Origin of the sequence: Rhizobium sp. SL42 (genome assembly GCF_021729845.1) — a bacterium.
In the GTDB taxonomy this organism is placed as follows: Bacteria; Pseudomonadota; Alphaproteobacteria; order Rhizobiales; family Rhizobiaceae; genus Allorhizobium.
This window is the reverse complement of sequence record NZ_CP063397.1, coordinates 1,805,546-1,830,750: the sequence shown is the minus strand read 5'-3', so window position 1 is coordinate 1,830,750 and position 25,205 is coordinate 1,805,546. Positions and strand designations below refer to the sequence as shown.

The following is a 25,205-nucleotide window of genomic DNA, read 5'->3' as shown; positions in this document are numbered from 1 at the left end:
CTGAGAAGCTTGTCTCGTCGTCCAACCGTTGAACCTTGATAACACAAGGTGAAGTCGACGGAGTGCAAGTGATGTCGTCTATCTGATCTCCCCCCGTGTCGGGGGATGGCCGGCAGGCCAGAGGGGGGGTAACGGCAGATCAAGACAAAACCGTCTTAGCTTGTGACCTCTCAATCCTTCATCGCTTTGTCTCTGCGCGAAGCGCTCAGACCCTCAACTCCATCATCGCCAGATCGAGCCAGCGGCCGAATTTGGTGCCGACTTCGCGGTGGATGCCGACGAGGGTGAAGCCCATGCGCTGGTGCAGTGCGATCGAGGCAGCATTCTCGGCCTCGATGGCGGCAATCATCACATGGACATTGCCGGTTTTTGCCCGTTCGACAAGTGCTGCCATCAGCTGCCTGCCGATGCCGCCGCCGCGGCAGTCCTTGTCGACATAAACCGAATGCTCGACCGTGTGGCGATAGCCGTCGAAGGCGCGCCAGTCACCGTAGGAGGCATAACCTGCCACCTTGCCGTCACGCTCGGCGACCAGCACCGGAAAACCCTTGGCGCGGCGCAGCTCCAGCCAGGCGCGGCGGTTGTCGACGTCGATCAGCACCTCGTTCCAGATCGCCGTGGTGTGTTCGACGGCGTGGTTGTAGATGTCGCGGATCGCCGGCAGATCGGCTTCGGTGGCGTCGCGGATGATGAGGTCGGTCATGGGCATGCTCATGGCTGTGGGCGTTGGTCCTGTACAGAGCTATAGGGTGGCTTGCCTGATTGCGGAAGGCGGTGATTGTGTCGGTCACACGCTTTTCCCGGAGAGCTGGGCTCCAGCGTTCGCCGATCGGATGGATGCGGATATGTTTCGCCTGTCGCAGGACTCGGTAGGTCCTCGGGTCAAGCGCGAGGATGACGGTGGATGTGGAGGTCGAGGATGACGGCGTGATGAGCCCGAAGAGGACGGCCGGTGTGGCGAGGATGACGGACGGGGTATGATCCAGCCCCTGTCTGTCGTCATGCTCGGGCAGGTTTTCACCGAGACCTGCATTTGCTTGCTGTAGAGATTTGAAGGCAATCCCCGCAGCCAACGACACATAATAGTCTCTCCGCTCCCATATGATGGTGGTGGTCTTTGCGTTTTGGATCTCAGGTCACCGGGCCGCCTCGGGCAGACACTCTTCTGTTGCAGCCTATACCCTCATTACAGCGACTTCGGGTAGGCTATGACCTGAGACCCAATTGACCTCCAGATTTTGGGATCAGAACATAAGTTGCAAAATCTGACATTCTGCCTTTGCACTTATTGACCCAAGGTTGAATCAATATCAGTCTGTCGCTAGGTTGTTTTAATTGTAGAAGAATATGAAATGCTTTCAGTCGGACCGGTAACTATCTTCCTTTTTTTGGCGTCATTGCTGCATGTAAGAAACAAAACAAGATCTAAATCGGATTTTGACGGAGTCACGATAGGTTCGCTGTCCGTTATTTCTTCTACTTTTGCAGCCATATTTTCGGCTCTATATGAACCGACGAATCGTAATATCGTATACCTGCTTCAGCTTTCATCTTCATTATCTGTAGTAATATTTATGTTATATTTGCGATGCAGTAGTGAATCTAATCTCGGTTCGCGACTTATTTCTCCATCTGCGAGTTTTATAACTGTAGCATTGGCGGTATTGATTGGATTGTTTATTGCTTTTTTCCTCGGATATAACCACATTTACCCGGATAGTCGATGTGATTCTTCTCGCTGCGGCGCCCTGTACTTCCTGTTCGGCGCGAATGAATACTTTACGGGAAGCTTTTTTGTTTATCTTATATCTACTGTCGCGCTGCTCCCTTTCGTGTCTTTGACGTTTGAGAAATTACTCAAGAAACTGTAATTTTGAGGGGTGGTTTTTCTGTCCGGCGGGTGACGATCCAACTGCCGTTTCCCGCCCCTCGCCTCAGGCGATCGCGGTAAACACCGCCGAATAATGGACCACGGCGGCGGTGACGACGAAGCCGTGCCAGATGGCGTTCTGGAAGCGCAGGCGTTCCCAGACGTGGAAGATCACGCCGGCGGAATAGATGCAGCCGCCGATGATGATCAGGGTCAGCGTGATGCCGGGGATGATCTCGGAAATCGGGCCCATGGCCAGCGCGCCGCTCCAGCCCATGCCAAGATAGAGCAGGATGGCGAGCCGGTCGTAACGGCCGGGATAGCGGAATTTCAGCCAGATGCCGAGGGCGGCCGTCAGCCAGATGCCGATCAGCAGCGCCAGGATCATCGGCTGGTCGGCGCCCTGGACGAGAAAGGGCGTATAGGTCGAGGCAATCAGGATGAAGATCGCCGAATGGTCGAAGCGGCGGAGTATCCACTTGATACGCGAATGCGGCCACATGTTGTAGGTGAAGGAGACGCCGAGCGCGATGACAAGGCCGAGGCCGTAGATCCAGGAGGCGGCGATATCGGCATAGCCGGAATAGACCGTCGCATAAAAGATCAGCGCAGTGGCGCCGACCAGCGCAAAGACGACGCCGATGCCATGGATGATGCCGTCGGCGACCAGCTCGTGCAGGTCATAGGCACGGCCGAACTTGAAGCTTTCCTCGTTCTCCCCGGCGCTCGCGTCCATGCTCCGTGCATGGGTCGGTCCGGCGGTTGTTTCACCGTTCGCTTTGCTGGCCAGTTTGGCGGCCAGCTTGGGGGCCAGGTCGCGGCCCAGATCGAGGGCCAGATCGGGGGTCGTTTCGGCAGTCATCAAGGCGGCCTTTCCTGCGCGCACAGGCTGCAATGCAGCTTGTGGAATGATGGCGGAATTCGTCGTTTGGCGCAAGCTTTGATGCGGTGCGCCGCAGCATGGCGCTTGCGCGGCCCTGGCCTTTCTCCTACCAGTTGATGGTTACTCAATGACGGTTTGATGGTCGTTTTCAGAATGATTTTGGAGCAGGTTTCGATGCGGTTCACCATTCTGGCGACATTCTCGGCGCTGATGACCTATTGCTGGTTCATGATCAAGGTGGCGCGGGCGCGCAAGCAGTTCGGCGTCGAAGCGCCGAAGACCTCCGGCAACCAGAATTTCGAACGCATCTTCCGGGTGCAGCAGAACACGGTCGAGCAGCTGGTCTTGTTCCTGCCGGCTTTGTGGATCTTCGGCACCTATGTCTCGGACCAGCTCGCCGGCCTTCTCGGTCTCGGCTGGACGGCGGCGCGGGCGCTTTATGCGGCAGAATATTACACCGATGCGAATAAGCGCGGACCGGGGGCGGCGCTGACGACGCTGATCGGGCTGGTGCTGCTGGTCGGGGGCACGATCGGGGCGCTGGTGAAGATGGGGTGATTGGGGGGCTGCGTGGTTTGATCGTGAGCGGCGTTGTGCTGGTTCTTATGGCTGCTGCGTCCTGGTTCGCGACAGATATCAATCGTGCGATTGCTGAGTGCGATGACAGCTCCGCGGGGGAGCACATTGCGGATCAGGAAACACGGGGGCGAAATGCGATTGGTCGGACAGCCGCGGCTAGCGTGTAGCTCAGAACGTGCAGGCATCAATTCTGATGTCGCCTTTTAGCGCTTCCATGGCATGGCGGCCGTCGGCGCTTTGCGGACATTGACATTCGGAGCTATTCGGAAAGCTAGATTCATGGAACGGTGTAGTCGTCTGCGAGCCAGCAAGGGTCTTGGCCAAACATGAGGAAACGCTACGGTTCCCATCCATTCGGAGGCAGGTAACGGAGATGCAGCATATTCCAGATGATGCCTGGGATGCTTGGGCACCGGGACTGCTTTTCGAGCGCCTCTGCTATCAGAGTTCACCCTGCTACGTTGTCGGTGGCTGGGCACTGGACCTGTGGCACGGCCACCAGACCCGCGATCATGAAGACCTCGAGTTCTGTATACTCTCAGAAGATGTCGATCTCTTTCGCTCAGAGTTACGTGAGTTGGACTTCTTCGAAGTCCAGAATGGCACGTTTACCTACCTTGCACCAGAAACTAGGCCTCGGCCAGAAACTACCCAATTGTGGGGAGCCGATATGGCGAACCTTTGCTGGCGTGTAGACATGATGATCGAACATGGAACCCCAGAAAACTGGATTTACAAACGCGATCCATCTTTCCGTTTGCCCAGGTCGACTGTGGTTCGAGAAACACCGAGCGGAATTCCTTATCTCGCTCCTGCTCTTGCCCTGTTGTTTAAAGCAAAACACGTTCGAGCCAAGGATTTGGACGACTTGCATGCTGCCTTGCCTAAGCTTGACGATCAGGAAAAGGCTGACCTGCGCTGTTGGCTTGATGCGATGTATCCTGGGCATGAATGGATCACACAACTTTAGAGAAAAGCAGGATGTCCGCTGTTGGCGCGATCTGGACATGGTCCATCAACCGCCGTTGGCGTGGCCCCTCCGTCACGTCACCGGTCGGCCAGAGTAGCAGCCCAATGCGTGGCGCGATGTATGTGCCTCAGACCGCCGGCCAACCGCCTCAAAGCTTGCGTGCCTCAAGGCGGCGCTTGTCGCGCGTGACGTGGTCCAGGCCGAGCTTGGTCAGGCAGAACTGGCGCTTTTGAAACTCGCCGCGGATCAGGATGAAGCCCTGTTCTTCGGCTTCGCTCAGCGTCTTCAGGCTGGTGCCCTTCGGTGGGGTCTGCCAGCCGGTGCCCTCGGCGCTGTGCAGCAATACCATGATCTTGATAATTTTCGTCTCCATGGCTGGCGCAGATGGCCATGTTGCGGCGGCTCTTCGACGTCGTTGGTCGGGCCGGGATTTCACTCTACCGATCCTATGCCCGAGCGACGGCGAAGCGTCGAGGGGGAATTTCGTTTCGAAGGATCACAAGACGCATGGTCCCTTCCCCGCCGAATGATACGTGTGTTGCAGCAGCGGTGGCGCACTACAACAGGCCCGGCAATCCCTGACCTCACCTGCTGCGTTTCGCAAGGATTTCCCGCAGCTTTTGTCCATCTTCGCCACGCTCCTGGAAGACGAAGGCGGCCGGCAGGATCGTGGCACTGGGCCCGCGCAGGGGTTAGCGGGGAAACGAACGGCGTATGAACCGTATTGTATTTCACAATACAAACTGCAATACTGACCGCTTATGAGGAGTGATGTCATGTCTCGCGCGACCGATCGTAAAGACCATCCGATTTCCATGCGTCTGCCGGACGCGGATGTGGCGATGATTGACCGTGCCGCAGCGCTGAAGGGACGTTCGCGTACCGATTTCGTCCGCGAGGCCGCCGTTCGAGCCGCAGAGGAAGCAGTGATGGAGCAGCAGCTGGTTCGCATGACGCAAGACGGATTTGCCGATTTCATCACGCTCCTCTCGGCCCCGGCGGAGGCTCCTGCCGGGATGGTCGAGGTGTTGCGCCGGCCTGCACCCTGGGAAGCGGGTTATCGACCGAAGGGCTGAGCATGGCGCTTTCCGCTCCCGAGCCGCTGCATGACGGCCATGACCTGAGACGCTTTTCCTGCGGCAAGCCCGCCCTCGACAGCTGGCTGAAGACACGGGCCCGCGGCAATCAGGAGAACGGCTTCACCGTTGTCATCGTGGTGCATGACGAGGGACGGGTCGCCGGCTATTACGGACTCTCGCCGACGGCGGTCCTTCCGGCCGGCCTGCCGCGCGCCATCCGCACCGGCCAGCCTCCCAATCCGGTGCCCTGCCTGCTGCTCGGGCAGCTCGCCGTCGACCGGAACTATGGCGGATACGGGATCGGGACGGGTCTGCTCAAGCACGCCCTGTCGCGCTGCGTGCAGGGAGCCGCGCTGGTCGGCGGGCGGGCGCTGATCGTCAATGCGATCGACGAGGAGGCGCGGCTGTTCTGGACACGGCGCGGATTTATGCCTTCAAAGGACGATCCGTTCCGGCTGCTGCGACCGATCTCGCATATAGCTGCTGCGCTTGCGGAGGCGGCGCGGCAATCCGGGTAAGGCTCGGCCGAACACACCTTGGGGCAGCCCCTTCCGCAAAGCGACTTCTAGTCGCAATCGCCGCCGTCTCAAGGAAGACAATTTCGATCGCGTTGGCGCGAGCCGGGCGCGCACCCTAAACGAAAACGAGGGAGCTTTCGCCCCCTCGCATCTATCACATCACTGCCGATCTTCACGCCGTCTGCATGGCGCCCGGGCCGGGGATTGCGCCGGGGGGGCACTTGCCGAGGATGATCATGCCGAGCACTTCGTCCTTGGTGACATCCTGGGTTCGCGCGTGGCCGACGACGCGGCCGTTCTTCATGACGAAGACGCGGTCGGCGAGGTCGAAGACGTCGTGGATGTCGTGGCTGATCAGGAAGATGCCGATGCCTTCCTTCTTCAGCTGAACGATCAGTTCGCCGACCTGGGCGGTTTCCTGCGGTCCGAGCGCTGCCGTCGGCTCGTCCATGATCAGGATGCGGGCGTCAAACAGGATGGCACGGGCGATCGCCACCGACTGGCGCTGGCCGCCGGAGAGCGCCTTGACCGGCTCCTTGAAGCGCTGGAAGTTGGGGTTGAGGCGTCCCATGACTTCGCGGGCCTTGGCTTCCATCGCGACGTCGTCGAGCGTACCCCAGGGGGTGCGCAGCTCGCGGCCGAGATAGAGGTTGGCGGCGGCATCGACATTGTCGGCGACGGCGAGCGTCTGGTAGATCGTCTCGATGCCGTATTTCTTCGCATCGCGCGGATTGCCGATGTCGACAAATTCGCCATTGATCAGGATATCGCCGTTGTCGCGCTTGTAGGCGCCCGACAGGATCTTGATCAGGGTCGACTTGCCAGCGCCGTTGTGGCCGAGCAGGGCTACGACTTCACCGGGGAAGAGATCGACGGAGGCGTCGTCGACAGCATGGATGCCGCCGAAGGAGATGGAAACATTGCGCATTTCCACCAGTGGGGTGCGGTCTTCTGTCATTGGTTCAACTCCCCTTACTTGGCGCGGGCGCGGTAGACGGTGTCGAGCCAGACCGCGACGACGAGCACAATGCCGATGACAATGCTCTGGAGCGGTGTGTCGAGACCGAGCAGGACCATGCCCGAATTCAAGGATTGCATGACGACGGCGCCGAGCATGGCACCGGCAATGGTGCCGACACCGCCGGCGAGCGACGTGCCGCCGATCACGGCCGCAGCGATGGTATAGAGCTCGTCGAGCGTGCCCTGCGCATTGGTCGCGGCGTTCAGGCGGGCGGTCGAGATCGCGGCGGCGACAGCGCAGAGTGCCCCCATCAGCGCAAACATCTTGACGGTGACCCACTTGACCTTGATGCCGGCGAGTTCGGCGGCTTCCGGGTTGCCGCCGATGGCGAAGACGTAGCGGCCAAAGCGGGTGCGGTTGGTGATGAAGGCCATGAACATGGCGATGCCGATGGCGATCAGGACCGGAATGGCGATGCCGAGACCGATCTGCAGGCCGCCGTCCGGCCAGGCGATGCCGTGGGCTTCGGCATATTTCTTCGCCAAGTTGACCGGCATGTAATAGCTGTTGGCGACCCAGACGGCACCAAGGATGGCGGCGCAGCCGGAGGCGACGAGGAAGTATTCGGCCCAGAGCGGGCGCAGCGGGAAGCCGAAGCGGCGGCGCTGCTTGCGGGTGTTCAAGATCGACAGCACGATCAGAACGCAGGCGACCGCGCCGACGATCCAGCTGGCGGTGACCCCGATCGAGCCATCCGCGCCACCGCCCATCAGGCGATAGGTGCTGTCCATGGGGGCAACGGTCGCGCCTGAGGTGACCATCCAGGCCGCTCCGCGCCAGACAAGCAGGCCGCCGAGCGTGACGATGAAGGCGGGAACGCCGAGGAAGGCGATGATCGCGCCATGGAAGGCGCCGATCGCCGTGCCGACCGCGATGCCGGCGGCAAGCGCGATCACCCACATCAGCGGATGTTCGAAGCCGATGATCGGCGGCAGGATGCGGGCCTGAAGGACGGCCATGATCATGCCGACGAAGCCGAGAATGGAGCCGACCGAGAGGTCGATGTTGCGGGTGACGATGACCAGCACCATGCCGGTTGCCATGACCGAGACGGAGGCCGCCTGAACCGAGAGGTTCCAGAGATTTCGCGAGGTCAGGAACAGGCCGTTCGACAGGACGTCGAAGCCGATCCAGATGATCGCGAGCGCGATCACCATGCCGAGCAGGCGCGTATCAATTTCGGTGGCTTGAAAGAAGCGTTTTACCGCTGACATATTGGATGCCCGGGCTGCGGGCGCAGGCGTGGCAAGGCTATGATCCGCCATACAGATATCTCCCCAGTCGTTTTACGGCTTGCGACCTTTGCCGCATCGTTGCGTGCGGCGCCGGCCTTTTGGCCGGCAATGCGGATCGAGTGCTTCCTGCAACGGACAAGGACCCGTACCGGCCGGAAGGGCGCCCGGGTGACGGACAGCCTCATGGTGCCGATTGTCGCGTCAAAGGTCTTGCCGCTTGAAGTTCCCGATCAGCCGAAACGCCGCAGCAACTGGGCTGCGGCGTTTGCGGCTCAAGCTCGGTGGTCAGTTAAACCAAAGCATTCAGTTGCAGGCTGCGACAGAACCGGCAGCAACGCTCTGGCAAGCTTCTTCCTTGGAGATCCAGCCAGCGTCGATGACGACGTTGAGGTTTTCCTTGGTGATCGGCTGCGGGGCGATGAAGTAGGAGTTCATCTCGAGACCCTTCGGGCCACCAGCGAACTTCACGGCGCCTTCAACGGCATCCATCGCGGTGCCGGCTGCGAGGGCCGAGGCGATTTCGCCGGCCTTCTTGCCGAGTTCGCGGCTGTCCTTCCAGACAGACACGGTCTGGGTGCCGAGTGCCACACGGTTCAGAGCTGCCTTGTCGCCGTCCTGACCCGAGACAGGAACCGAACCGGCCATGCCCTGGGCTTCGAGAGCAGCAACAACACCGCCGGCCATGCCGTCGTTGGACGATACAACAGCGTCAACCGCGTTGTTGTTGGCGGTCAGGAACTGCTCCATGTTCTTCTGGGCAGCTTCCGGCTTCCAGCCGTCGGTATAGGCTTCGCCGACATTCTTGATCTTGCCGCCGTCGATGGCTTCCTTCAGCACTTCGATCTGGCCGGAATAGAGGAAGTCGGAGTTCGGGTCGGTGGAGGCGCCCTTGATGAAGACGTAGTTGCCTTCCGGCTTGACCTTCATGACTTCGCGGGCCTGCATGCGGCCGACTTCCTTGTTGTCGAAGGTGATGTAGAAGGCGTTCTGGTTCTCGATCAGGCGGTCATAACCGACGACCGGGATGCCTTCGGCAACAGCCTTCTCGATGGCCGGGCCGATGGCTTCCGAATCCTGGGCGAGAACGATCAGGGCGTTTGCGCCCTGGGCGATCAGGCTTTCGATGTCGGTCAGCTGCTTGGCGGCAGACGTCTGGGCGTCAGCCGAAATGTACTTGTCGCCACTGGCTTCCAGTGCAGCCTTGATCGCGGCCTCGTCGGTCTTCCAACGCTCTTCCTGGAAGTTGGACCAGGAAACGCCGACGATCATGTCCTTGGCGCTTGCGACGGAATGCAGGCTCACGATGACGGCGGTGCACGCCATCAGCTTCAATACGGATTTCATTTTAAACCTCCCAAGGTGATAGCGGACCGTTGGAAGACCTCCCAACCAAACGACCCGCTGCAAAACTGCCCTTACCCCATGGACCCCCGTCCAATGGTTTTTCTCGACAGTCGAGAAAATAACTGGCAGAAGATTCCGGTGCTGTCAACACAGGCCTGTCCTGGCTTGCAATGCAGCCGACCAAATGCTTTGGGAGGAGCATGCGGTGGATACACAAAAACCGGCCACAAGGCCCATGCTGAACAAGTCCAGCCAGAAGACCAGCAACGAAAGCGTGCGCCAGCAGAACAGCGGACTGGTGCTGCAGGCGCTGCGACACGACGGGCCGCTGGCCCATACGGACCTGTCGGCATCGACCGGGCTGTCGTCGGCAACCGTTTCGGCAATTACCGCAGAACTTGAGAAAACCGGCCTGATCGAGCGGCGGGAGGTTGCCAATGTCGGCCATCGCGGCCGGCCGCGCGTGCTGTTCAGCCGGCGTCGGGATGCGGCCCATGTGATCGCCGTGCGCATTTCATCGCATGCCGTACAGTATTCGCTGGCCGATTATCGCGGCACGCTGATCGACCGGATCGAAGAGCCGCGCGACCATGGCGCGACCACAAGCCAGGCCTTTCTCGCCGGATTTCGCGCAGCGATCGAACGGCTGATCCGGCGTTCGCGCCTGCCGGAGGACGCTGTGACGACGATCTCGATCAGCAGCAAGGGCATCGCCGACCGCGATGGCGCAAAGCTGCTGTGGTCGCCGATCTTCGGCTACGAATCGCTCGATTTCGAGAGCGCGCTGTCCGGTCTGTTAAACTCCGGTTTTTCGGAAAGGGGCAGCATCCGGCTGTTCAACGAGAGCCTGCTTGTCACCCATGCGCTGCTGCTTCGGCTGGAAAAGACCCGTGAAGCACCCCTGCCCGCGCTGGCGACGCTATCGCTCGGCCACTCGATCGGGCTCGGGGTGGCGCTGCGCGACCGCAACGGGCTGGTGCGTGTCGTCGCCCCGAATTTCGGCCATATGCTGCATGCGGCGGATGGCAAGCTCTGCCGGTGCGGCGCCTATGGGTGCGTCGAGGCGTCGGCCGGTTTCTACGGTATCCTGCGCGCCGCCTTCGAAGTGCCGCCGGATACGATCCCGGCGAAATTCGTGCCGCTGACCGAAATGGAAAAGATCGCCAGCCGGGCCCGCCAGGGACACCGGGTTTCGGAATATGCCTTCCGCCAGGCAGGCCTTGCGCTCGGCCAGAGCCTGTCACGCATGCTCAGCCTTGCCGAGGAAACCATGCCGATCGCGATCACCGGCCCCGGCACGCGCTTCATGGACCTGCTGATGCGCGGGCTGACCGAAGGGCTTGGCCAATCGCAGCATGTCCGGGTGCACGGCGCGCCGGAACTGCTGATCATCACCGAGGAAGAGACGCTGGTCTTCGAGGGCCATGTCGACAGGGCGCTGACCGAGATCGACCAGGATCTCGGCGGGTAGCATCGCGGTGTGCGAGCGGTTCTCGCGCCTGTCACGCCACGAATCTTCTCTATTCTGCGGTGTGAGGTCGAGCGTCTTTCGTGCTTTTTCCCGGACGGGACGATGCGGGATTATCGTCCGCAGTCTGCCCGAACCTGCCATTCCAGCACCGGTTCACAGATGTCTGAGATGAGGTGGAAAGCTGCCGTGTCGATAACCAATTTGACTGATTGACAACTTAGCGCCGAGCCGGAATTTGTTGCTCCAGTTCCCTGTGACAGGTTTCTGTCGCAGCCAGAAATGACGAGAAAATGATATGGCGTCGAACGAAGGCGAATTTCAGGCCCGGGTCCATTCGTGGATGTTACGCTGCTTCGGCAACAAACTCACGCAAGACAGAGACGAGCGCAACAGGCGATTCTTAGAAGAGGCTTTGGAGCTCGTGCAGTCATTGGGATGCACCAAAGAGCAAGCATCGAGCTTAGTAGCCTATGTGTTCGACCGTCCCAGCGGCGACCCAGGCCAAGAAGTTGGAGGAGTTGCCGTAACTTTGGCGGCACTTTGTCACGCGAACCAGTTGGACATGTGCTCCGAAGCTACCAAGGAGATCGTGCGAATAGAAGACCCGCAGATTACGATCAAGATTAGGGAAAAGCAGCTGCAGAAGCCGACACATTGACCAGTTGAGCCAGAAGCGGTCATCGTCGACCTATAGTGCCGGCAAAAGGGAGTATCGCCATGGCCTGGTCGGCGGAGCAATATCTGAAATTCGAGGATGAACGCACCCGCCCGGCGCGGGATCTGCTGGCGCAGGTGCCGCTGGCCTCTGCTTCGCGCGTGATCGATCTCGGCTGCGGGCCGGGCAATTCGACCGAACTGCTGGTCGAGCGCTTCGGACAGGACGCCGTCAGCGGCATCGACAGCGACCGGGACATGCTCGATAAGGCGCGGGCGCGGCTGCCGCATATCCGCTTTGCCGAAGCCGATCTCAGCCAATGGGCGCCACCGGCCGACGCCGATCTGCTCTATGCCAATGCGGTGCTGCAATGGATCCCGGACCATCTAGCGCTGATGCAGCAATGGCTGATAGCGCTTCGACCCGGCTCGGTTCTCGCCGTGCAGATGCCCGACAATCTCGACGAGCCGACGCATCGGATGATGGAGGAGACCGGCGCTGCCGGGCCGTGGGCCGATCGTTTTGCCGGCGGGCGGCTGCGCCGGACGTCGCTGCCGCTGCCTGCCCGCTACATCGATGCGCTGTCGCCGCTCTCAGCCCGCATCGACATCTGGCATACGATCTACAATCACCCGATGGTCGATGCGCAGGCGATCGTCGAATGGGTGCGCGGCACCGGCCTTCGGCCTTATCTGGCGGCTGCCGGCACCGAGCACGAAGCCGCATTCCTCGCCGACTATACGGCCAGGATCGACCACGCCTATCCGCCGCTTGCCGACGGGCGGCGATTGCTGCGTTTTCCGCGGCTGTTCGTCGTCGCCGTGCGCGCCTGACGGGAAGACGGGGAGCAACACGAACAGGACCGTCAAGAAGGGGACCGTTGCGCCGGCAACGCCCCCCTCGCCTCATGCCATGCTAGAGCCAGCCGCGACGGCGGAAATAGAGGTAGGGCAGTGCCGCCGAGAGAACCATCAGGCCGATCGCCATCGGATAGCCGATCTGCCATTGCAATTCCGGCATGGTCTCGAAATTCATGCCGTAGATCGAGGCAACCAGCGTCGGCGGCAGGAAGGCGACGGAGGCGACCGAGAAGATCTTGATAATCTGGTTCTGCTCGAGATTGATCAGGCCGAGCGTCGCATCGAGCAGGAAATTGATCTTGCCCTGCAGGAACTGGGCGTGATCGCCAAGCGAGACCGCATCGCGCTGCAAAAGCTTGATGCGCTGGCGGGTTTCCTTGGCCACCTTGCGGGCGGGCGTTTCCAGCGCGGCATGATAGGCAACGAGGCGCGAGATCGACACCAGGCTTTCGCGGGCGGCGGTCAGGAGGTCGCCCTTGCGGCCGATCTGCTCGATCAGCGACTGCAGGTCGCGCGTCTTCTTGTTGACCTTGGCCGCCTTGGAGCGGAACACCTCGCGCGAGACGCCGTCGATCTCGTTGCCGACCCGCTCCAGCACATCGGCGAGACGATCGATGATCGATTCGAGCAGGCCGAGCATCACCGTTTCGCCATTGGTGCAGACCAGCCCGTTCGCCCGCTTGGCACGGATGATGAAGGTCTCGAAGGGCTTGGGATCGGCGTAGCGCACGGTGACCAGGCTTTCACCCTTGAGGATGAACGTGACCGGCGTCTTGACCGGATCGTCGCCGTCAAGGCCGGCGAGCGCCGTCATCGTCATGAACTCGGCGCCGTCCTCCTGATAGAGACGGGCGGAGAGTTCGATCTCCTCCATCTCGTCACGGGTCGGGATGGCGATGTCGAGGGCCGCTTCGACCGCGCGGCTCTGGTCAGCAGCCGGGTTGAGCAGGTCGAACCAGATGACGGGCATGGGCTCGACGGCAGCAGGATCTGCAGACACGATATGATCGGCTTGACGCGAAAAATTGCGCAGCATGGGGCACTCCTTGGCGACCTCGCGGTCACCGGGCGCCTCGACGAGGGCTAGATGACCGTTGTTCGCGGGCTGTCAGACGTCGAACTTCGACTGTCGGGGTTCATCTTCCTGTCCTCGGTTCGGGTGGCACGTGTTGCGGCGCACCCATCAGGGGCACATGGACCCTGACGGACGGCAAGTCAAGATGGGTATTTGCGGTCTTCACGCGCCGGCCAAGGCGGCCAAGGCCGCCAGGGCCACAGCGGCTGCGGGCGGCGCGCAGAAGCCGCCGGAAGGCTCCGACGGCTCTATCCTGTCTCGATCGATTTGCGGCAAGCCGGGCGCCTCAGCGGGCGGTGACGATGACCTCGAGATAGTCGCTCGACATCACCAGCGTGCCGTCCTCGGCCCGGTTGTGGCCGTTGATCACGGCCAGGATGTCGCGTTCGAGGGCGGCACGCGCCGTATCATCCGGCAGGCTGGCAAAGGCCTTGTGGACCGGGCCGTACCAGGTGCGGAAAATATCCAGCCAATGGGCCGGCGAGCGATAGCGGAAAGTGTAGCTGCGCTGGGTGGTTTCGATGCGTTCCGCATCCTCGAACAATTCCGACAGCCTTGCCCGGGTGCCCCAGAGCGCCGGAGACTTGACGCCGGCCGGCGGTGGCAGATGCCGGCCGAGTGTGGCGAACAGCTGGCCGATGATGCTTTCCGGCGTCCAGTTGGCAAGACCGATGCGGCCACCCGGCTTGACCACACGCAGCATTTCGGCGGCCGCCTTGCCCTGATCCGGCGTGAACATCACGCCGAATGTCGACAGAACCACATCGAAGCTCTCGTCGGCAAAAGGCAAAGCCTCGGCATCGGCCGTCTGGAAGGTCACGTCGAGACCTTCGGCTCTTGCCCTTGCCTTGGCCTTTTCCAGGAGCGCCGGCACATAATCCGTCGCGGTGACGTCGCACCAGCGGCGGGCGGCGGCGAGCGTCGCATTGCCATTGCCGGCGGCGACATCGAGCACGCGGCTGCCGGCATGCAGGTCAAGCGCCTCGCACAGGTTTTCACCGACGATCTGCAGCGTGGTGCCGATCACAGCATAATCGCCGGACGACCAGGCGCCCTGCTGGCGCGCCTTGACGGCGGCGAGATCAGCCGTGGCCGCGGGCGAGCCGGGCGGCATCGGGGCTGCCGATGGCGAGGGATGCACGGAGGAGTGAGGGGAAGTCATGGCATGTCTCCTTGGGCGGATTGAGGTGATGACAGGCCGGCGCGAAGGCCTGACCTGCTGAGACCAAGGATGCGCCCGCGCCCCAGGCGCGGCCAGTGCAGGAAGTGTAGCGGGCGATACAGGAAGTGTAGCAAAGGCGGGTGGTATCGGCGAGGCGCCTCTTTTCGAACGGTGCGTCAGCGCTCTCGAACGTCACCCTCGGGCTTGTCCCGCGGGTCTGCTGCGTCCTGCTTTTTGCATTGTTTTTATCTGCTAATTACGGGCTTTGGCCGGCTTTGGCAGATGCTCGGCACAAGGCCGAGCATGACGATCGTCTTGTGTGTCGGATTTGCCGGGAACTGGTTTTGCGTTTTTGCGAACGGAAAACCGCTTACGCACTTTTCCTCGAATTGGCTCCCAGCACGCAATTCCTGACGGAAAACCGCTTACGCACTTTTCCTGGAATTTGCCTCCAAGACGCAATTCCTGACGGAAAACTGCTTACGCACTTTTCCTGGAATTGCTGGGGCAGACCGCCGCATAGGAACTGCGGACCAGCCAGCGGTCGATGGTTGCGGCAAGCGTGCGATCGCCGATCAGGGCGATGCGTTCGCGGGCGATTTCGGCGGGAAAGGTCGAGTGGCCCATCCAGGCGGCAGTCATGGCGTAGAGATCGGCGCGGACGAAGAGATCGACATTATATCGCGGGTCGATCGAGCAGAGATCGACAACGTCTCCGGGCTTTGCAACCAGCCAATAGCTCTGATCCTCGCGCGGCAATTCCGGAAAGGTGAACTGGATCACCGAGCGGCGGGCGGGCGGCAGGAAGCCGGGATCGACCTTGCGGCGGATGTTCCACATCAGGAGCCTGGCATCGAGATGCTCCAGCGTCACCTCGGTATCGACATTGCGATGCGCCCACTCGCCGAGCGCATGCACGATCGGCTCCAGTTCATCGGCAACCGCTGTCGTGCGGTAGTGGATCTCGCCGCCGCTCTGGCCTTCCCGGCGGTCGACCAGGCCACGCTCCTCCATCTCGCGCAGGCGCTTGGACAGGAGCGTCGGCGAAATGCCCGGCACGCCGCGCTGGATCTCGTTGAAACGGGTCGATCCGGCCCACATCTCGCATAATAACAGCATGGTCCAGCGCGGCTCCAGCAATTCGCAAGCCTTGGCCACGGGGCAAAACTGGTGATAGCCGTCCCTGGACATTACAGATCCTCCGCGCAAGATCCTCCGCCGGACCCGACTATGATCCTGCGGCCACCGGCCGTCCAGTACAGATAGTGTAGTGGCGGCGGGGCGCACTTGGCACTATAGAGGACAAATCGGGGTCGCCTGCCGGCCCCTATACGTAGTTCCCTGCCCGCAATTCCTTGCCTGCGGTTCCCGCCCACAGTTCCACCCGCCTTTTCGAAAGCCGAAGCCCGATGCACAAGACCTGGACCCAACCCGTAACGCTTGCCATCGGAGACGATGGCGCAGACGTCACGATCGACAGCACCATGGCCGCCTGCTGGGCGCTGATCGAGGACTGGCCGACGGAAGACGGCGCCGCGCTGGACAAGGCCTTGCTGGTCTGCGCGGCGGTCGATGCCGGCAAGAAAACCGACGAGGATGCCCGCAAGGCGTTCATCGCGGCGGCGATCGAGGCCGGGATCAAGATCAAGGGATGAAAACGAACGGCGCGTACCTGCCCCCCTTCAGGCACAACCGCCTGCACCGGATACGGGAAATACAGCCGGTCAAAACAGGCCAGACTGCCGATAACAAATTATAAAATACTATGATTTCACTTGCATCCGCCGAGATATATTACAACAGCATTTACTCAACTTGTGGACAAGTCAGCAACATCAATCAACTTCTAATAAAAATTATTTGACGCTCGTCAAACGCGAGCGCAGATTTTCCGACATGTCTTACGTGAAGGGGCATGATCGTGATACTGGGGCGGATACTCTTTCTCATCACGCTGGGGCTCATCGCCGGCTGCACCCCGGCGCTTGGCGACAGAGGGGTCGGGCAGGATCTGTATTCCAGCCAGACACCCCGCGCGACCAACAATATTGCCGCTTACTTCGGTGAACTCTGCAACCAGACCAATCTGCAGCGCAGCGGCACCGCGGCCGATTGCAGCGACTACTCGATGCTCGTGCAGGCCGGATTCAACGATATCGACGCCCGGTGCGACCACTATCTGGCATGGATCGACAACAAGCGGGTCGAGGCCGGCCGCGTGCATTCCTCGCTGGTGGCGATCGGTAGTGCTGCAACAAGCGTCCTGACGATCGCCAGCGCCAGTACCGACACGATTGCCTATGTCGCCCAGGCACTGGGCCTCACCGGGTCGCTGTATGACGCCTTCAACAATTCCCTGTTGATGGGGCTGGAAAGCAGCACGATCAAGCGGATCGTCTACGAGCGACGGCTGGAGTTCCGCCGCCAGTTTATGCAGGTGACTTTTTCGAAAAGTCCGGAAATGGTCTTCGCACTGCGCGGCTATCTGCGGATCTGCACGCCACAAACGATCGTGCTCGATGCCAATACATATGCGCTCGCTGCCGCCTCCGGCATCGCGCCGCAATCGCTTGCCGATAGCATACAACAGGAAGTGGACGCGATCAGCGCCTTCAAGTCGGGAAAAGGTCCTGCCACAGCTGGCATGCAGGCAGATCAAAAGCCGAGCCGCGGCAAGGTTTCCTGTAAGGAATGCGACAAGATTTTTCCGAAGGAAAGCGGCTATACGGAGGCCGAGATCAAGCTGGTGCAACGCGCGATCTGCGTCCCAGAGGACGGAAAACCCGGCTCGGACACGCTGGCGGGCATCCAGAACTATCGCGACACCCAGGGATCCCGGAATACCGGCCCGCTGCAAAGGGCTGAGTTCGAATTCCTAGCCACATCGGGCTGCAGGTCGGGCGATCCCGAAAAGGGCGTGAAAAACTTCTACGAAGCGGTGGTGATGCGCGACAATCCAAACCGGCTTTCTGACCTGATCGACGACCTGAACGCCGTGATCAAGAAGCTTCCCGCCCTCGACAAGGCGACAGTGACGCTGAACACGCCGGAACTGCGCGACAGGATCGCAGACGCGAGAAACTTGTACGGGATGCAGGCCACCACCACAAATCAGAATAGGTCTCTGAGCGCAGAACTCGTGAAGAAGTTAGCAACCGCAGCCGCACAATAGGAGCCGGCCATGGAGCAAGTCTATGTCGTAGTGGCGTCTGGCCAGAAACGTCGGGCACGGCTCTATCAAGAGCCATCGACGGACTCCGCTCTGGTCAACATCCTTTCCATCGACGACACGATTTACCTCGACCTTTCGTCAGATCAGAACGTATCGGCACTCGAAGAATGGCGCCATGTCACCTACAGACCGACCTCAGGCGCCGTGGGCGACAGCGGCTGGATCCAAATCGGTCATATCGGTCCGTTGAAGACATTCGATGTGCCGCCGGTGGACGAGGACGTATTCGTCAAGCACTGCGCACGGATAGAAATCCAGGCACATGCCAGCGAAACGGACGGGGCGCCGGCGATCCTTGCGGACTATCTAATCGCGCTGGCCTGGATCGAAAGCGACCTGACGAAGTTCGGCAACCGGCTGCCTGGAACGTCGGCCATCGGGCCATTCCAGATTACCGAGGAGGAATGGGCAAGCTTCGTGGCCGCCAATCCGGAAGCCGGATATGGGCCGTTTCAGCGCTACAACCCACTCTCGCAGGTGACGGCAGCACAGTTCCTGACGCAGCGAGACTGGGAAACTCTGGAGGCGGAGGCCGTCACCTCCGGCATTGCCGAGCCGGAGCAAAGCTTCATCCCAAGCTTCCTGCTTCTCTTCCAGTCGCGACTGGTGGGTGCAGAGGCGGCATTTGCCATCGACCGGATCCATGCCGAGGGCAATGCGCAGACGCCGGTTGCCGACGCGCTTGTACAATTTTTTCCGAAGGCTGCCGAGCGGAAGGCGCTGATCGGCCGCCGGCAGCGCTTCCTGCAGCAGGGGCTGGCCGGCCACGTGACCACGGTGGACGAGTTCGTCGAGAAGACCGCAGCCGTGTTGAACGAAGCGTTCCAGGTCGGCTTTTCCAAGCTGAAACAACATTTTCCTGAATTTGCCATTCCGCCGGTGACCGCCCTTGGGGGTGGAACGCCGTGGCTGGCCTTCGCGCAGACCGAGCAGACGTTCTGGGCACGAGCCAATGTCAGCGAAACGACGCCAGCCGGCAAGGCCAGGGTGAAGGCCTATTTCAGCGCAACAGAGCATCATCCGCCTACGGTAGAGCCGTGGTGCGGTGCCTTCGTCGCCTGGTGCCTGACACAGGCAGGCGCTCCTGTCGTGAAACAGGCCGCCACGGCAAAAAGCTGGAAAACCTGGGGAACGGTGGAGTTGCGCAAGGGCGGGCTGACTGACCTCAAGGTACAGGCCGCACTGGAAGGCGCAGTCGTCGTGCTGCATCCCGGCAAGGATACCGGCACAACCGGGCATGCCTGTTTCGCGCTCAGCCGGATGGAAAGTTCCCGCAAGTTGACTTGTATCGGCGGCAACCAGGGCGACACCGTGCGCACCGAGCCTTTCGATCTCAGCCGGGTCGCATCGATCCGGGCGCTGACGCAAGTGGACATGCCGACCGGCGACGAGCAGCTGATTCTGGCGCGGACGATTTACGGCGAGGCACGCAGCGAAAGCGAGATGGGGCGCCAGGCCGTGGCCGAGGTCATCCTGAACCGCAAAGCGTCCCACCGCTATCCGGACAGCATCATCGAGGTCTGCCTGCAACCCTCGCAATTTTCCTGCTGGAATGCCAGTGATCCCAACCGTTCGCAGATCATCAATCTCCAACCCGGTGCGGATAAGCACTTCGATGAATGCCTCGTCGTGGCACGCGATGCCCTGGCCGGGAAGATCAATCACCTGACCGACGCCGTACTGCACTATCACTCCACATCGATCGGCAGTCCCGACTGGGTGCGAAAATCTCCAAACGCGTTCATGGAACGGAAGATCGGACGCCACCTGTTCTACCGCGGCATAGCCTGACGCGCGAGGGCGCCCTTGCGGATCGCTGCGAACCGATCGATGCCTCCGCCGGTCTTTTCCGCAGTCCGGGGCTTGGCACGACGCCCGGCGCCGGCAGTCTCCGGCACGGGTCGCATGCAGCTCGCTTCTTCAAGCAGGATCGGAAAAGCGTGGCATGCGAGCTGCTGCCGTCCGAACATTTTCGATCACATATTCGCGATCCGGGCAAAATCCGCTGGAGAACACCGGCATGATAACCGGATCTCAATACAATATGCCTTTGCTACTGCTGATAGCACCGGTTCATCGCCGGACAAGCAATGTTACCCGAAGCGCTCTGATGGCGCGACAGGAGGCGCCCATCGAGACGATGCGGGCAGCCGCTGCGGGACGATGGATGTGACGCATGGATACGCCGGTTGGTTGCAGCCGGTGTCTGCCGCGCCGGCCGGTCCATGACGGACGCCGATGTGGCACGATGATTGTGGGGCACAAGACTTTTCGATGATGACACTGGATGATTTCAGCGGGGCCGTGGTCGTCATGGCTCACCCGGATGACGAAATTCTCTGGGCCAGCTCGATCCTGGCATCGGCGAAGAAAATCATCATCTGCTACAACGAAGCCCCCAATAGCGGCGATATCAGCCTGGGGCGGCGGACGGTCTTCCAGGACTTTCCGCTCAAGACCGTCGTCGATCTCGCCATTGTCGAATCCAATACCTACCAGACGACGAACTGGCGTAAGCCGGAGGAGACCGTCTATGGCATCCGCTGTGAGCGCAACAGCGATGCCTATGCGAAAAACTTCCACCTGCTGACGGCAGCGCTTGAAGCGCATCTGGACGCGGGAGACATCGTCGTCACCCATAACCCGTGGGGCGAATACGGCCATGAAGAGCATGTGCAGGTGTTCCGCGCCGTCTCGCATATCAAGCGCCAGCGCGATTTCCGGCTTTTCGTCAGCAATTATGTCAGCGACCGGGTCCTGTCCTTCATGGAGAGGAATACCGTTCGCCTCGGCCCGGCCTTCGCCATGCTGCCGACTGACAAGGCGCTTGGCGCACAGCTAATGAAGCATTATCAGACACATAACTGCTGGACATGGGAAGACGGCTACAACTGGCCGGATTATGAATGTTTCTACGAGGTGCGCGATCCCGACGGGCCATTGCGACCCGAAGTGCGCACGATGTCATCGCTGCCGGTCAATGTGATCTTTCTCGACGAGCAGACCCTGGTGTGGAGCCGGGTGTGGCGCACCCTGAGACGGCGGATCGGCACGATGATCCACGGCCTGCTGCGGCCGGAACACAAGCAGCCGAAGCACAAGACGAGAGAAGCTTGAGCGGCGGCTGCCTTTTGGAGAAGTGCGATCGTCGGCAAACGTCGAGGCCCAAGCTGCAAATATTGAGCGCTTTATCGGGCGGCATCAATCCGCGGCAAAGGCGGATTGATGCCGCGCCGGTCAATTTTGCAGAAGGTCGGGCCCCGCGACTTGCCTGGCGCGGAGCCCACACAGGTTAGATGCCCTGACCGCCCGACACTTCGATACGCTGTGCGTTGATCCAGCGGTTGTCATCCTTGAGCAAGCCGGCGATCACCGGACCAATATCGTCGGCAACCCCGACACGCCCCAGCGCAGTCATGTCGGCGAAGAACTTGTTGAAGTCGGGCGTGTCGCGAACGGCGCCGCCAAAGAAATCGGTTTCGATCGCGCCGGGAGCGACGGTGTTGACCGCGATGCCGCGGCTGCCGAATTCCCTGGCCATGTAGACGCTGAGGACTTCAACCGCAGCCTTGACCGCCGAGTAGGCTGACCAGCCGGGAGCCGAGACGCGTGTCAGGCCGGAAGACAGGTTGACGATGCGACCGCCGTCGGCAAGCAGCGGCAACAGTTTCTGGGTCAGGAAGAATACGCCCTTGAAGTGGACGTCGACGAGCCGATCGAACTGCTGTTCGGTGGTGTCGCCGATAAGGGCATACTCGCCATGACCGGCATTGTTGACAAGGGCGTCGAAGCTGTCGCGTTGCCAGGTGTCACGGAGCGCTGTGCGCAGCGTCTCGACAAAGGCATCGAAACTGGCGACCGTGCCGGTGTCGAGCTGAAGGGCGACCGCCTTGCGGCCCATTGAACGAATGGCCGATACGACGGAATCGGCATCGTCCGACCGGCTGTGATAGGTGACGACAACATCGCCGCCGCCCTTTGCGATACTGAGCGCGGTGTTGCGCCCGAGACCACGGCTGCTGCCCGTGATCAGAGAAATCTTGGTCATGATCCATGTCTTTCCTGGCGACCACCCCAATGTGATCTGGCCCAATATGGCCTGACCGCTTTATCGCTTCGATCGATCAGGCCGTGTTGCCAGAATCTCGTCAACTCTTGCCTAATCCTCCAACGGGACTAGGCGCGCCCCTGAGCGAGGCGTATGGTCGCCGAATGGAAACGCTTTTCGATACGGTCCGCAGATATGCCGATGCCCATGCGAACGCGACAGGCATCGCCCTGACACCCATTCCCGGGCTTTCAACCGTCAGGGCGACGGCACCGAGCAACCTGATGCACGATATATCGCGGCCGCTGGCATGCCTTGTCGTGCAAGGTGCAAAACAGGTGACGATGGGAACGCAGCAATATGCGTTCGCCACCGGAGACACGCTGCTGATCACCGCCGATGTGCCGACGGTGAGTCAGATCACCCGCGCCAGTATCGCCTCGCCTTATTATTCGCTGGTGATGGAACTCGATCCGGCGATCATTGCCGAGCTTGGCGTGGAAATGATTGCCGCACAGGTCGGCGACCAGGCCGCGGTCAAGGTCGGCCCGACGGATGCCGAGGTGTCAGACGCGGCATTCCGACTGATGCGCCTGCTTGATAGGCCCTCCTCCCGCCCCGTGCTGCAAAGCCAGCTTTTGCGCGAGATGCACTACTGGTTGCTGGCGGGGCGTCATGGCGATGCGATCCGACGTCTGGGCATGATGGGAAGCCATGTCGAACGCGTGGCACGCGCGGTCGCCGTCTTGCGGCATGACTATGCCGAAACGATCCCGGTGAAACGATTGGCGTCGGTCTCCGGGATGGGCGTGTCCTCGTTTCACCATCATTTCCGGGCCGTGACCTCGCTGTCTCCCCTGCAATTCCAGAAACATCTGCGCCTGATCGAGGCCCGCAGGCTGATGATGTCCGAGGGCGCGCCGGCAAGCGTTGCCGCCTTCAAGGTGGGATATGAAAGCGTATCCCAGTTTACCCGCGAATACGGTCGCCTGTTCGGACTGCCGCCCGTCCGCGACGTGCAGGCCTCACACGCCGTGGCGTGATGAGGTGGCGTGCTTGTTTTGGAGATAGGCGCGTTGGGGTGGCGTGTTGGCTGCCGGATCGAGACCGCAGCCGGGCTTGGGATTGTGGTGCTCAACCCGCCTAGGTGCGTGCCTGTGCCTATGCGCTGGGCCGCCGGGCTAGGGCCGGTGGCCGGTGGAGCACAAGACGAGAGACGTGAGCGGAAATGCCGGGCGCAAGCTCAGTCGTCGCGGCGGATCATGCCGGAAATAGCGGCGGCGGCGATGGCGGTGACGACCCAGCCGAGGACGATGAACATCTTCTGGAGGTAGAACATCCGGTAGCCCCAGTCGCCGCGCGCCGGGGACGGCGCCCAGGCGTCGGTCTGGCCGAGATCGAGGACGGGGACGACGACATCGAGGGCGTAGGCGAGGGAATAGAAGGATTCGTAGTCCTTGCCGGGGGCATCGAAGTTTGACCAAGGATGTGCAGGCGTCATGTCTTCCACGATCATCTGCTTCTCGTTTTCGGAGAGGGATGCATAGACCTCGGGCAAATCTGCCACAGCCTTCCACTCGGGAGATGTCAGGACGATGGCAGAGTTGGGCGCGAAGTCACCGGCGTCCCATGTGAAGTAGGCAACAGTCCAGATGATGCCGATCATACCCGCAAGCCAGGCAAGGCTGAGCCAGGGTTTGTAGCCGTAGCCGGCGATGTAACGGATGAGGACATCCCAGAACCAGTTCCAACCGATCCTCAGCCAGGGCGACAGATAGAAGCTGATCCAGCGCCTGGTTGCATCCCACGACCACGGCAAAGCTGTTTTCACCGAAAATGGAACATCGCTTTCGGCCTTGCGTCTGCCTTTGCGGATTGACGCCCGCACGGCCATGCGCTGTTCCCTCTCCTTCTCGATCAAAATTTCCCGCGCCTCATGGCGATGGCCGGTCTCGCGGTAGAATTTGGCGAGTTGCTGATAGGGCTGGGGGTGGAACTGGCCCACATGGCTTGCGCCTTTTTGGAGCCAACGTTTGCGGAAGGGGAGATTGTGAGGGCCGACCAGGTTTTCATAGGTCATACCAACAAGCCCCAGCGAAGACACCGTATTCCAGCTTTGTTCGTCGTCCACCAGATCGCCGAGATGCGCAGCATCAAGGTGAACTGTTCCGGTGACGAGTTTGATGTTCCACCAGAAAAGGCTACTAAGGACGGTCATCCGTTGCGCGTTCAGGGCCATGCCCTCCCCGCCATTCAACTCGGCGCCATTGAACGATAGCTGACCGCCGATCTCGGCGCCGGAAAACGAGACTTCACCGGTGCTCTTCAGTTTGCGAAGGAAGGTGCCGCCCCTGATCGTGGCGCCCTGCGCATTCAGGGCCCTGCCCTCCCCGCCATTCAACTCGGCCCCCTCCGCGGAGAGTTGACCGCCGATCTCGGCGCCGGCGAACGAGACCTCGCCGGTGCTCTTCAAATTGTCGAGGAAGACGCCGCCCCTGATCGTGGCGCTGTGCGCATTCAGGGCATCGCCCTCCCCGCCATTCAACTCGGCCTCCTTCGCCGAGAGGACAGCGCCGATCTCGGCGCCAGAAAGCGAGACCTCGCCCGTGCTCTTCAAGTTATCGAGGAAGGCGCCGCCCCTGATCGTGGCGCCCTGCGCATTCAGGGCTGCACCCTCGCCGCCATTCAACTCGGCCTCCTCCGCCGAGAGTTGACCGCCGATCTCGGCGCCAGAAAGCGAGACCTCGCCGGTGCTCTTCAAATTGTCGAGGAAGACTTGGCCCTTTATCTTGGCGCCCCCCGCATTCAGGCCGGGCAGACTGCTGCCATTGAGGACCAGGCGATCGAAATTGGCCTGATCAGCCACGATAGATTCCGCGAAAGCGCATCGGAGCAATAGAACCGCGCCCTTGGCAGACGCAAAGCTGAGGTCCAGCTCGCCCACGATCCAGGCGCCCTCCAGTTGCACGCCCTTCTCGTGCACCCGGCACTGCTCACAGCCACCGATGATCAGGTAGCGCAGCAGGTCGGCGCGGATGGTTCGCGCTTTGCTCGGGCGCTTAGGCCGGGTCCCATTGCCAAGGGTGGTCAGTTCGCCATGCTTACAGCCCTCGATCAGTTTCTTTTCGGCGGGGCTGAGCGCGACCTCACCTTCCAGTCTCTCGATGTCGGCATAGGTTCGGATCAGCATGGTGGCCCCAGAG

Annotated in this window: 23 protein-coding genes; 12 read left to right on the top strand and 11 right to left on the bottom strand. The window is 61.1% G+C overall.

From position 1 onward, the window contains the following. Positions 1-205: 205 nt before the first annotated feature. Both IM739_RS08520 and trhA read right to left on the bottom strand, forming a co-directional pair. Positions 206-703 (bottom strand): GNAT family N-acetyltransferase, encoded by a 498-nt coding sequence (locus IM739_RS08520; protein ID WP_237370737.1) that lies wholly within the window; start codon positions 701-703, stop codon positions 206-208. Between the two features lie 1,231 nt (positions 704-1,934). Then, positions 1,935-2,606 (bottom strand): PAQR family membrane homeostasis protein TrhA, encoded by a 672-nt coding sequence (trhA, locus tag IM739_RS08515; protein WP_237371012.1) that lies wholly within the window; start codon positions 2,604-2,606, stop codon positions 1,935-1,937. Between the two features lie 321 nt (positions 2,607-2,927). On the opposite strand from trhA, the gene IM739_RS08510 reads away from it, so the two are divergent. Continuing rightward, complete coding sequence (locus tag IM739_RS08510; protein ID WP_237370736.1) at positions 2,928-3,311, top strand: MAPEG family protein; 384 nt, start codon at positions 2,928-2,930, stop codon at positions 3,309-3,311. Positions 3,312-3,705: 394 nt separating this feature from the next. Beyond that, on the top strand, positions 3,706-4,302 hold the full coding sequence (locus IM739_RS08505; RefSeq protein ID WP_237370735.1) for an amino acid transporter: 597 nt from the start codon (positions 3,706-3,708) through the stop codon (positions 4,300-4,302). Between the two features lie 148 nt (positions 4,303-4,450). Here the strand turns inward: IM739_RS08505 and IM739_RS08500 are convergent, their stop codons facing one another. After that, on the bottom strand, positions 4,451-4,675 hold the full coding sequence (locus IM739_RS08500; RefSeq protein ID WP_237370734.1) for a hypothetical protein: 225 nt from the start codon (positions 4,673-4,675) through the stop codon (positions 4,451-4,453). Positions 4,676-5,078: 403 nt separating this feature from the next. Between IM739_RS08500 and IM739_RS08495 the strand changes: the two genes are divergently transcribed. Beyond that, positions 5,079-5,378 (top strand): type II toxin-antitoxin system TacA family antitoxin, encoded by a 300-nt coding sequence (locus tag IM739_RS08495; RefSeq protein WP_237370733.1) that lies wholly within the window; start codon positions 5,079-5,081, stop codon positions 5,376-5,378. A gap of 2 nt (positions 5,379-5,380) precedes the next feature. After that, complete coding sequence (locus tag IM739_RS08490) at positions 5,381-5,899, top strand: GNAT family N-acetyltransferase (RefSeq protein WP_237370732.1); 519 nt, start codon at positions 5,381-5,383, stop codon at positions 5,897-5,899. 172 nt (positions 5,900-6,071) lie between these two features. Here the strand turns inward: IM739_RS08490 and IM739_RS08485 are convergent, their stop codons facing one another. The 3 genes from IM739_RS08485 to xylF form a co-directional block, all read right to left on the bottom strand. Then, a complete protein-coding gene (locus IM739_RS08485; RefSeq protein WP_237370731.1) occupies positions 6,072-6,857 on the bottom strand; it encodes an ATP-binding cassette domain-containing protein in 786 nt (261 codons plus the stop codon). A gap of 14 nt (positions 6,858-6,871) precedes the next feature. Next, the gene (locus IM739_RS08480) at positions 6,872-8,185 is read right to left on the bottom strand and encodes a sugar ABC transporter permease (RefSeq protein WP_237370730.1); all 1,314 of its coding nucleotides are present in this window, start codon (positions 8,183-8,185) and stop codon (positions 6,872-6,874) included. 273 nt (positions 8,186-8,458) lie between these two features. Further along, the gene (xylF, locus tag IM739_RS08475) at positions 8,459-9,499 is read right to left on the bottom strand and encodes a D-xylose ABC transporter substrate-binding protein (protein ID WP_237370729.1); all 1,041 of its coding nucleotides are present in this window, start codon (positions 9,497-9,499) and stop codon (positions 8,459-8,461) included. Between the two features lie 235 nt (positions 9,500-9,734). Between xylF and IM739_RS08470 the strand changes: the two genes are divergently transcribed. The 3 genes from IM739_RS08470 (at position 9,735) to tam (ending at position 12,458) form a co-directional block, all read left to right on the top strand. Further along, a complete protein-coding gene (locus tag IM739_RS08470) occupies positions 9,735-10,970 on the top strand; it encodes an ROK family transcriptional regulator (RefSeq protein ID WP_237371011.1) in 1,236 nt (411 codons plus the stop codon). 295 nt (positions 10,971-11,265) lie between these two features. Beyond that, positions 11,266-11,628: a hypothetical protein gene (locus IM739_RS08465; RefSeq protein WP_237370728.1), complete on the top strand. Its 363-nt coding sequence runs from the start codon at positions 11,266-11,268 to the stop codon at positions 11,626-11,628. Positions 11,629-11,687: 59 nt separating this feature from the next. Then, positions 11,688-12,458 (top strand): trans-aconitate 2-methyltransferase, encoded by a 771-nt coding sequence (tam, locus tag IM739_RS08460; protein WP_237370727.1) that lies wholly within the window; start codon positions 11,688-11,690, stop codon positions 12,456-12,458. Between the two features lie 82 nt (positions 12,459-12,540). On the opposite strand, the gene IM739_RS08455 is transcribed toward tam, so the two are convergent. The 3 genes from IM739_RS08455 to IM739_RS08445 all read right to left on the bottom strand — a co-directional run bounded on the left by IM739_RS08455 (position 12,541) and on the right by IM739_RS08445 (position 15,913). Next, a complete protein-coding gene (locus IM739_RS08455; RefSeq protein ID WP_237370726.1) occupies positions 12,541-13,521 on the bottom strand; it encodes a magnesium transporter CorA family protein in 981 nt (326 codons plus the stop codon). Positions 13,522-13,846: 325 nt separating this feature from the next. Continuing rightward, positions 13,847-14,722 (bottom strand): class I SAM-dependent methyltransferase, encoded by an 876-nt coding sequence (locus tag IM739_RS08450; RefSeq protein ID WP_442981108.1) that lies wholly within the window; start codon positions 14,720-14,722, stop codon positions 13,847-13,849. A 480-nt stretch (positions 14,723-15,202) separates the two neighbouring features. Continuing rightward, positions 15,203-15,913: a winged helix-turn-helix transcriptional regulator gene (locus tag IM739_RS08445; RefSeq protein ID WP_237370725.1), complete on the bottom strand. Its 711-nt coding sequence runs from the start codon at positions 15,911-15,913 to the stop codon at positions 15,203-15,205. Between the two features lie 218 nt (positions 15,914-16,131). Here IM739_RS08445 and IM739_RS08440 point away from each other — a divergent pair, with 218 nt between their 5' ends. The 4 genes from IM739_RS08440 (at position 16,132) to IM739_RS08425 (ending at position 21,071) form a co-directional block, all read left to right on the top strand. Beyond that, the gene (locus tag IM739_RS08440; protein ID WP_237370724.1) at positions 16,132-16,377 is read left to right on the top strand and encodes a DUF982 domain-containing protein; all 246 of its coding nucleotides are present in this window, start codon (positions 16,132-16,134) and stop codon (positions 16,375-16,377) included. Between the two features lie 260 nt (positions 16,378-16,637). Continuing rightward, positions 16,638-17,894 carry a hypothetical protein gene (locus IM739_RS08435; RefSeq protein WP_237370723.1) on the top strand — a complete coding sequence of 419 codons (1,257 nt, stop codon included), beginning with the start codon at positions 16,638-16,640 and terminating at the stop codon, positions 17,892-17,894. Between the two features lie 9 nt (positions 17,895-17,903). Further along, complete coding sequence (locus tag IM739_RS08430; RefSeq protein ID WP_237370722.1) at positions 17,904-19,745, top strand: cell wall hydrolase; 1,842 nt, start codon at positions 17,904-17,906, stop codon at positions 19,743-19,745. Positions 19,746-20,228: 483 nt separating this feature from the next. Then, complete coding sequence (locus IM739_RS08425) at positions 20,229-21,071, top strand: hypothetical protein (protein WP_237370721.1); 843 nt, start codon at positions 20,229-20,231, stop codon at positions 21,069-21,071. 175 nt (positions 21,072-21,246) lie between these two features. Here the strand turns inward: IM739_RS08425 and IM739_RS08420 are convergent, their stop codons facing one another. Further along, a complete protein-coding gene (locus IM739_RS08420) occupies positions 21,247-22,002 on the bottom strand; it encodes an SDR family oxidoreductase (RefSeq protein ID WP_237370720.1) in 756 nt (251 codons plus the stop codon). Between the two features lie 164 nt (positions 22,003-22,166). Here IM739_RS08420 and IM739_RS08415 point away from each other — a divergent pair, with 164 nt between their 5' ends. Next, positions 22,167-23,045: an AraC family transcriptional regulator gene (locus IM739_RS08415; RefSeq protein ID WP_237370719.1), complete on the top strand. Its 879-nt coding sequence runs from the start codon at positions 22,167-22,169 to the stop codon at positions 23,043-23,045. Between the two features lie 200 nt (positions 23,046-23,245). On the opposite strand, the gene IM739_RS08410 is transcribed toward IM739_RS08415, so the two are convergent. Then, complete coding sequence (locus tag IM739_RS08410; RefSeq protein WP_237370718.1) at positions 23,246-25,192, bottom strand: hypothetical protein; 1,947 nt, start codon at positions 25,190-25,192, stop codon at positions 23,246-23,248. Positions 25,193-25,205 lie beyond the last annotated feature (13 nt).

Excerpts from the sequence above, each read along its gene's own strand:
- IM739_RS08510 (WP_237370736.1), top strand. The coding sequence starts at position 2,928 with ATGCGGTTCACCATTCTGGCGACATTCTCGGCGCTGATGACCTATTGC.
- IM739_RS08505 (WP_237370735.1), top strand. The coding sequence starts at position 3,706 with ATGCAGCATATTCCAGATGATGCCTGGGATGCTTGGGCACCGGGACTG.
- IM739_RS08465 (WP_237370728.1), top strand. The coding sequence starts at position 11,266 with ATGGCGTCGAACGAAGGCGAATTTCAGGCCCGGGTCCATTCGTGGATG.
- IM739_RS08480 (WP_237370730.1), bottom strand. The coding sequence starts at position 8,185 with ATGGCGGATCATAGCCTTGCCACGCCTGCGCCCGCAGCCCGGGCATCC.
- IM739_RS08470 (WP_237371011.1), top strand. The coding sequence starts at position 9,735 with ATGCTGAACAAGTCCAGCCAGAAGACCAGCAACGAAAGCGTGCGCCAG.
- xylF (WP_237370729.1), bottom strand. The coding sequence starts at position 9,499 with ATGAAATCCGTATTGAAGCTGATGGCGTGCACCGCCGTCATCGTGAGC.
- IM739_RS08410 (WP_237370718.1), bottom strand. The coding sequence starts at position 25,192 with ATGCTGATCCGAACCTATGCCGACATCGAGAGACTGGAAGGTGAGGTC.
- IM739_RS08445 (WP_237370725.1), bottom strand. The coding sequence starts at position 15,913 with ATGTCCAGGGACGGCTATCACCAGTTTTGCCCCGTGGCCAAGGCTTGC.
- IM739_RS08450 (WP_442981108.1), bottom strand. The coding sequence starts at position 14,722 with ATGACTTCCCCTCACTCCTCCGTGCATCCCTCGCCATCGGCAGCCCCG.
- IM739_RS08455 (WP_237370726.1), bottom strand. The coding sequence starts at position 13,521 with ATGCTGCGCAATTTTTCGCGTCAAGCCGATCATATCGTGTCTGCAGAT.
- IM739_RS08420 (WP_237370720.1), bottom strand. The coding sequence starts at position 22,002 with ATGACCAAGATTTCTCTGATCACGGGCAGCAGCCGTGGTCTCGGGCGC.
- IM739_RS08495 (WP_237370733.1), top strand. The coding sequence starts at position 5,079 with ATGTCTCGCGCGACCGATCGTAAAGACCATCCGATTTCCATGCGTCTG.
- IM739_RS08520 (WP_237370737.1), bottom strand. The coding sequence starts at position 703 with ATGACCGACCTCATCATCCGCGACGCCACCGAAGCCGATCTGCCGGCG.
- IM739_RS08500 (WP_237370734.1), bottom strand. The coding sequence starts at position 4,675 with ATGGAGACGAAAATTATCAAGATCATGGTATTGCTGCACAGCGCCGAG.
- IM739_RS08425 (WP_237370721.1), top strand. The coding sequence starts at position 20,229 with ATGATGACACTGGATGATTTCAGCGGGGCCGTGGTCGTCATGGCTCAC.
- IM739_RS08435 (WP_237370723.1), top strand. The coding sequence starts at position 16,638 with ATGATCGTGATACTGGGGCGGATACTCTTTCTCATCACGCTGGGGCTC.
- tam (WP_237370727.1), top strand. The coding sequence starts at position 11,688 with ATGGCCTGGTCGGCGGAGCAATATCTGAAATTCGAGGATGAACGCACC.
- IM739_RS08415 (WP_237370719.1), top strand. The coding sequence starts at position 22,167 with ATGGAAACGCTTTTCGATACGGTCCGCAGATATGCCGATGCCCATGCG.
- IM739_RS08485 (WP_237370731.1), bottom strand. The coding sequence starts at position 6,857 with ATGACAGAAGACCGCACCCCACTGGTGGAAATGCGCAATGTTTCCATC.
- trhA (WP_237371012.1), bottom strand. The coding sequence starts at position 2,606 with ATGGACGCGAGCGCCGGGGAGAACGAGGAAAGCTTCAAGTTCGGCCGT.
- IM739_RS08430 (WP_237370722.1), top strand. The coding sequence starts at position 17,904 with ATGGAGCAAGTCTATGTCGTAGTGGCGTCTGGCCAGAAACGTCGGGCA.
- IM739_RS08440 (WP_237370724.1), top strand. The coding sequence starts at position 16,132 with ATGCACAAGACCTGGACCCAACCCGTAACGCTTGCCATCGGAGACGAT.
- IM739_RS08490 (WP_237370732.1), top strand. The coding sequence starts at position 5,381 with ATGGCGCTTTCCGCTCCCGAGCCGCTGCATGACGGCCATGACCTGAGA.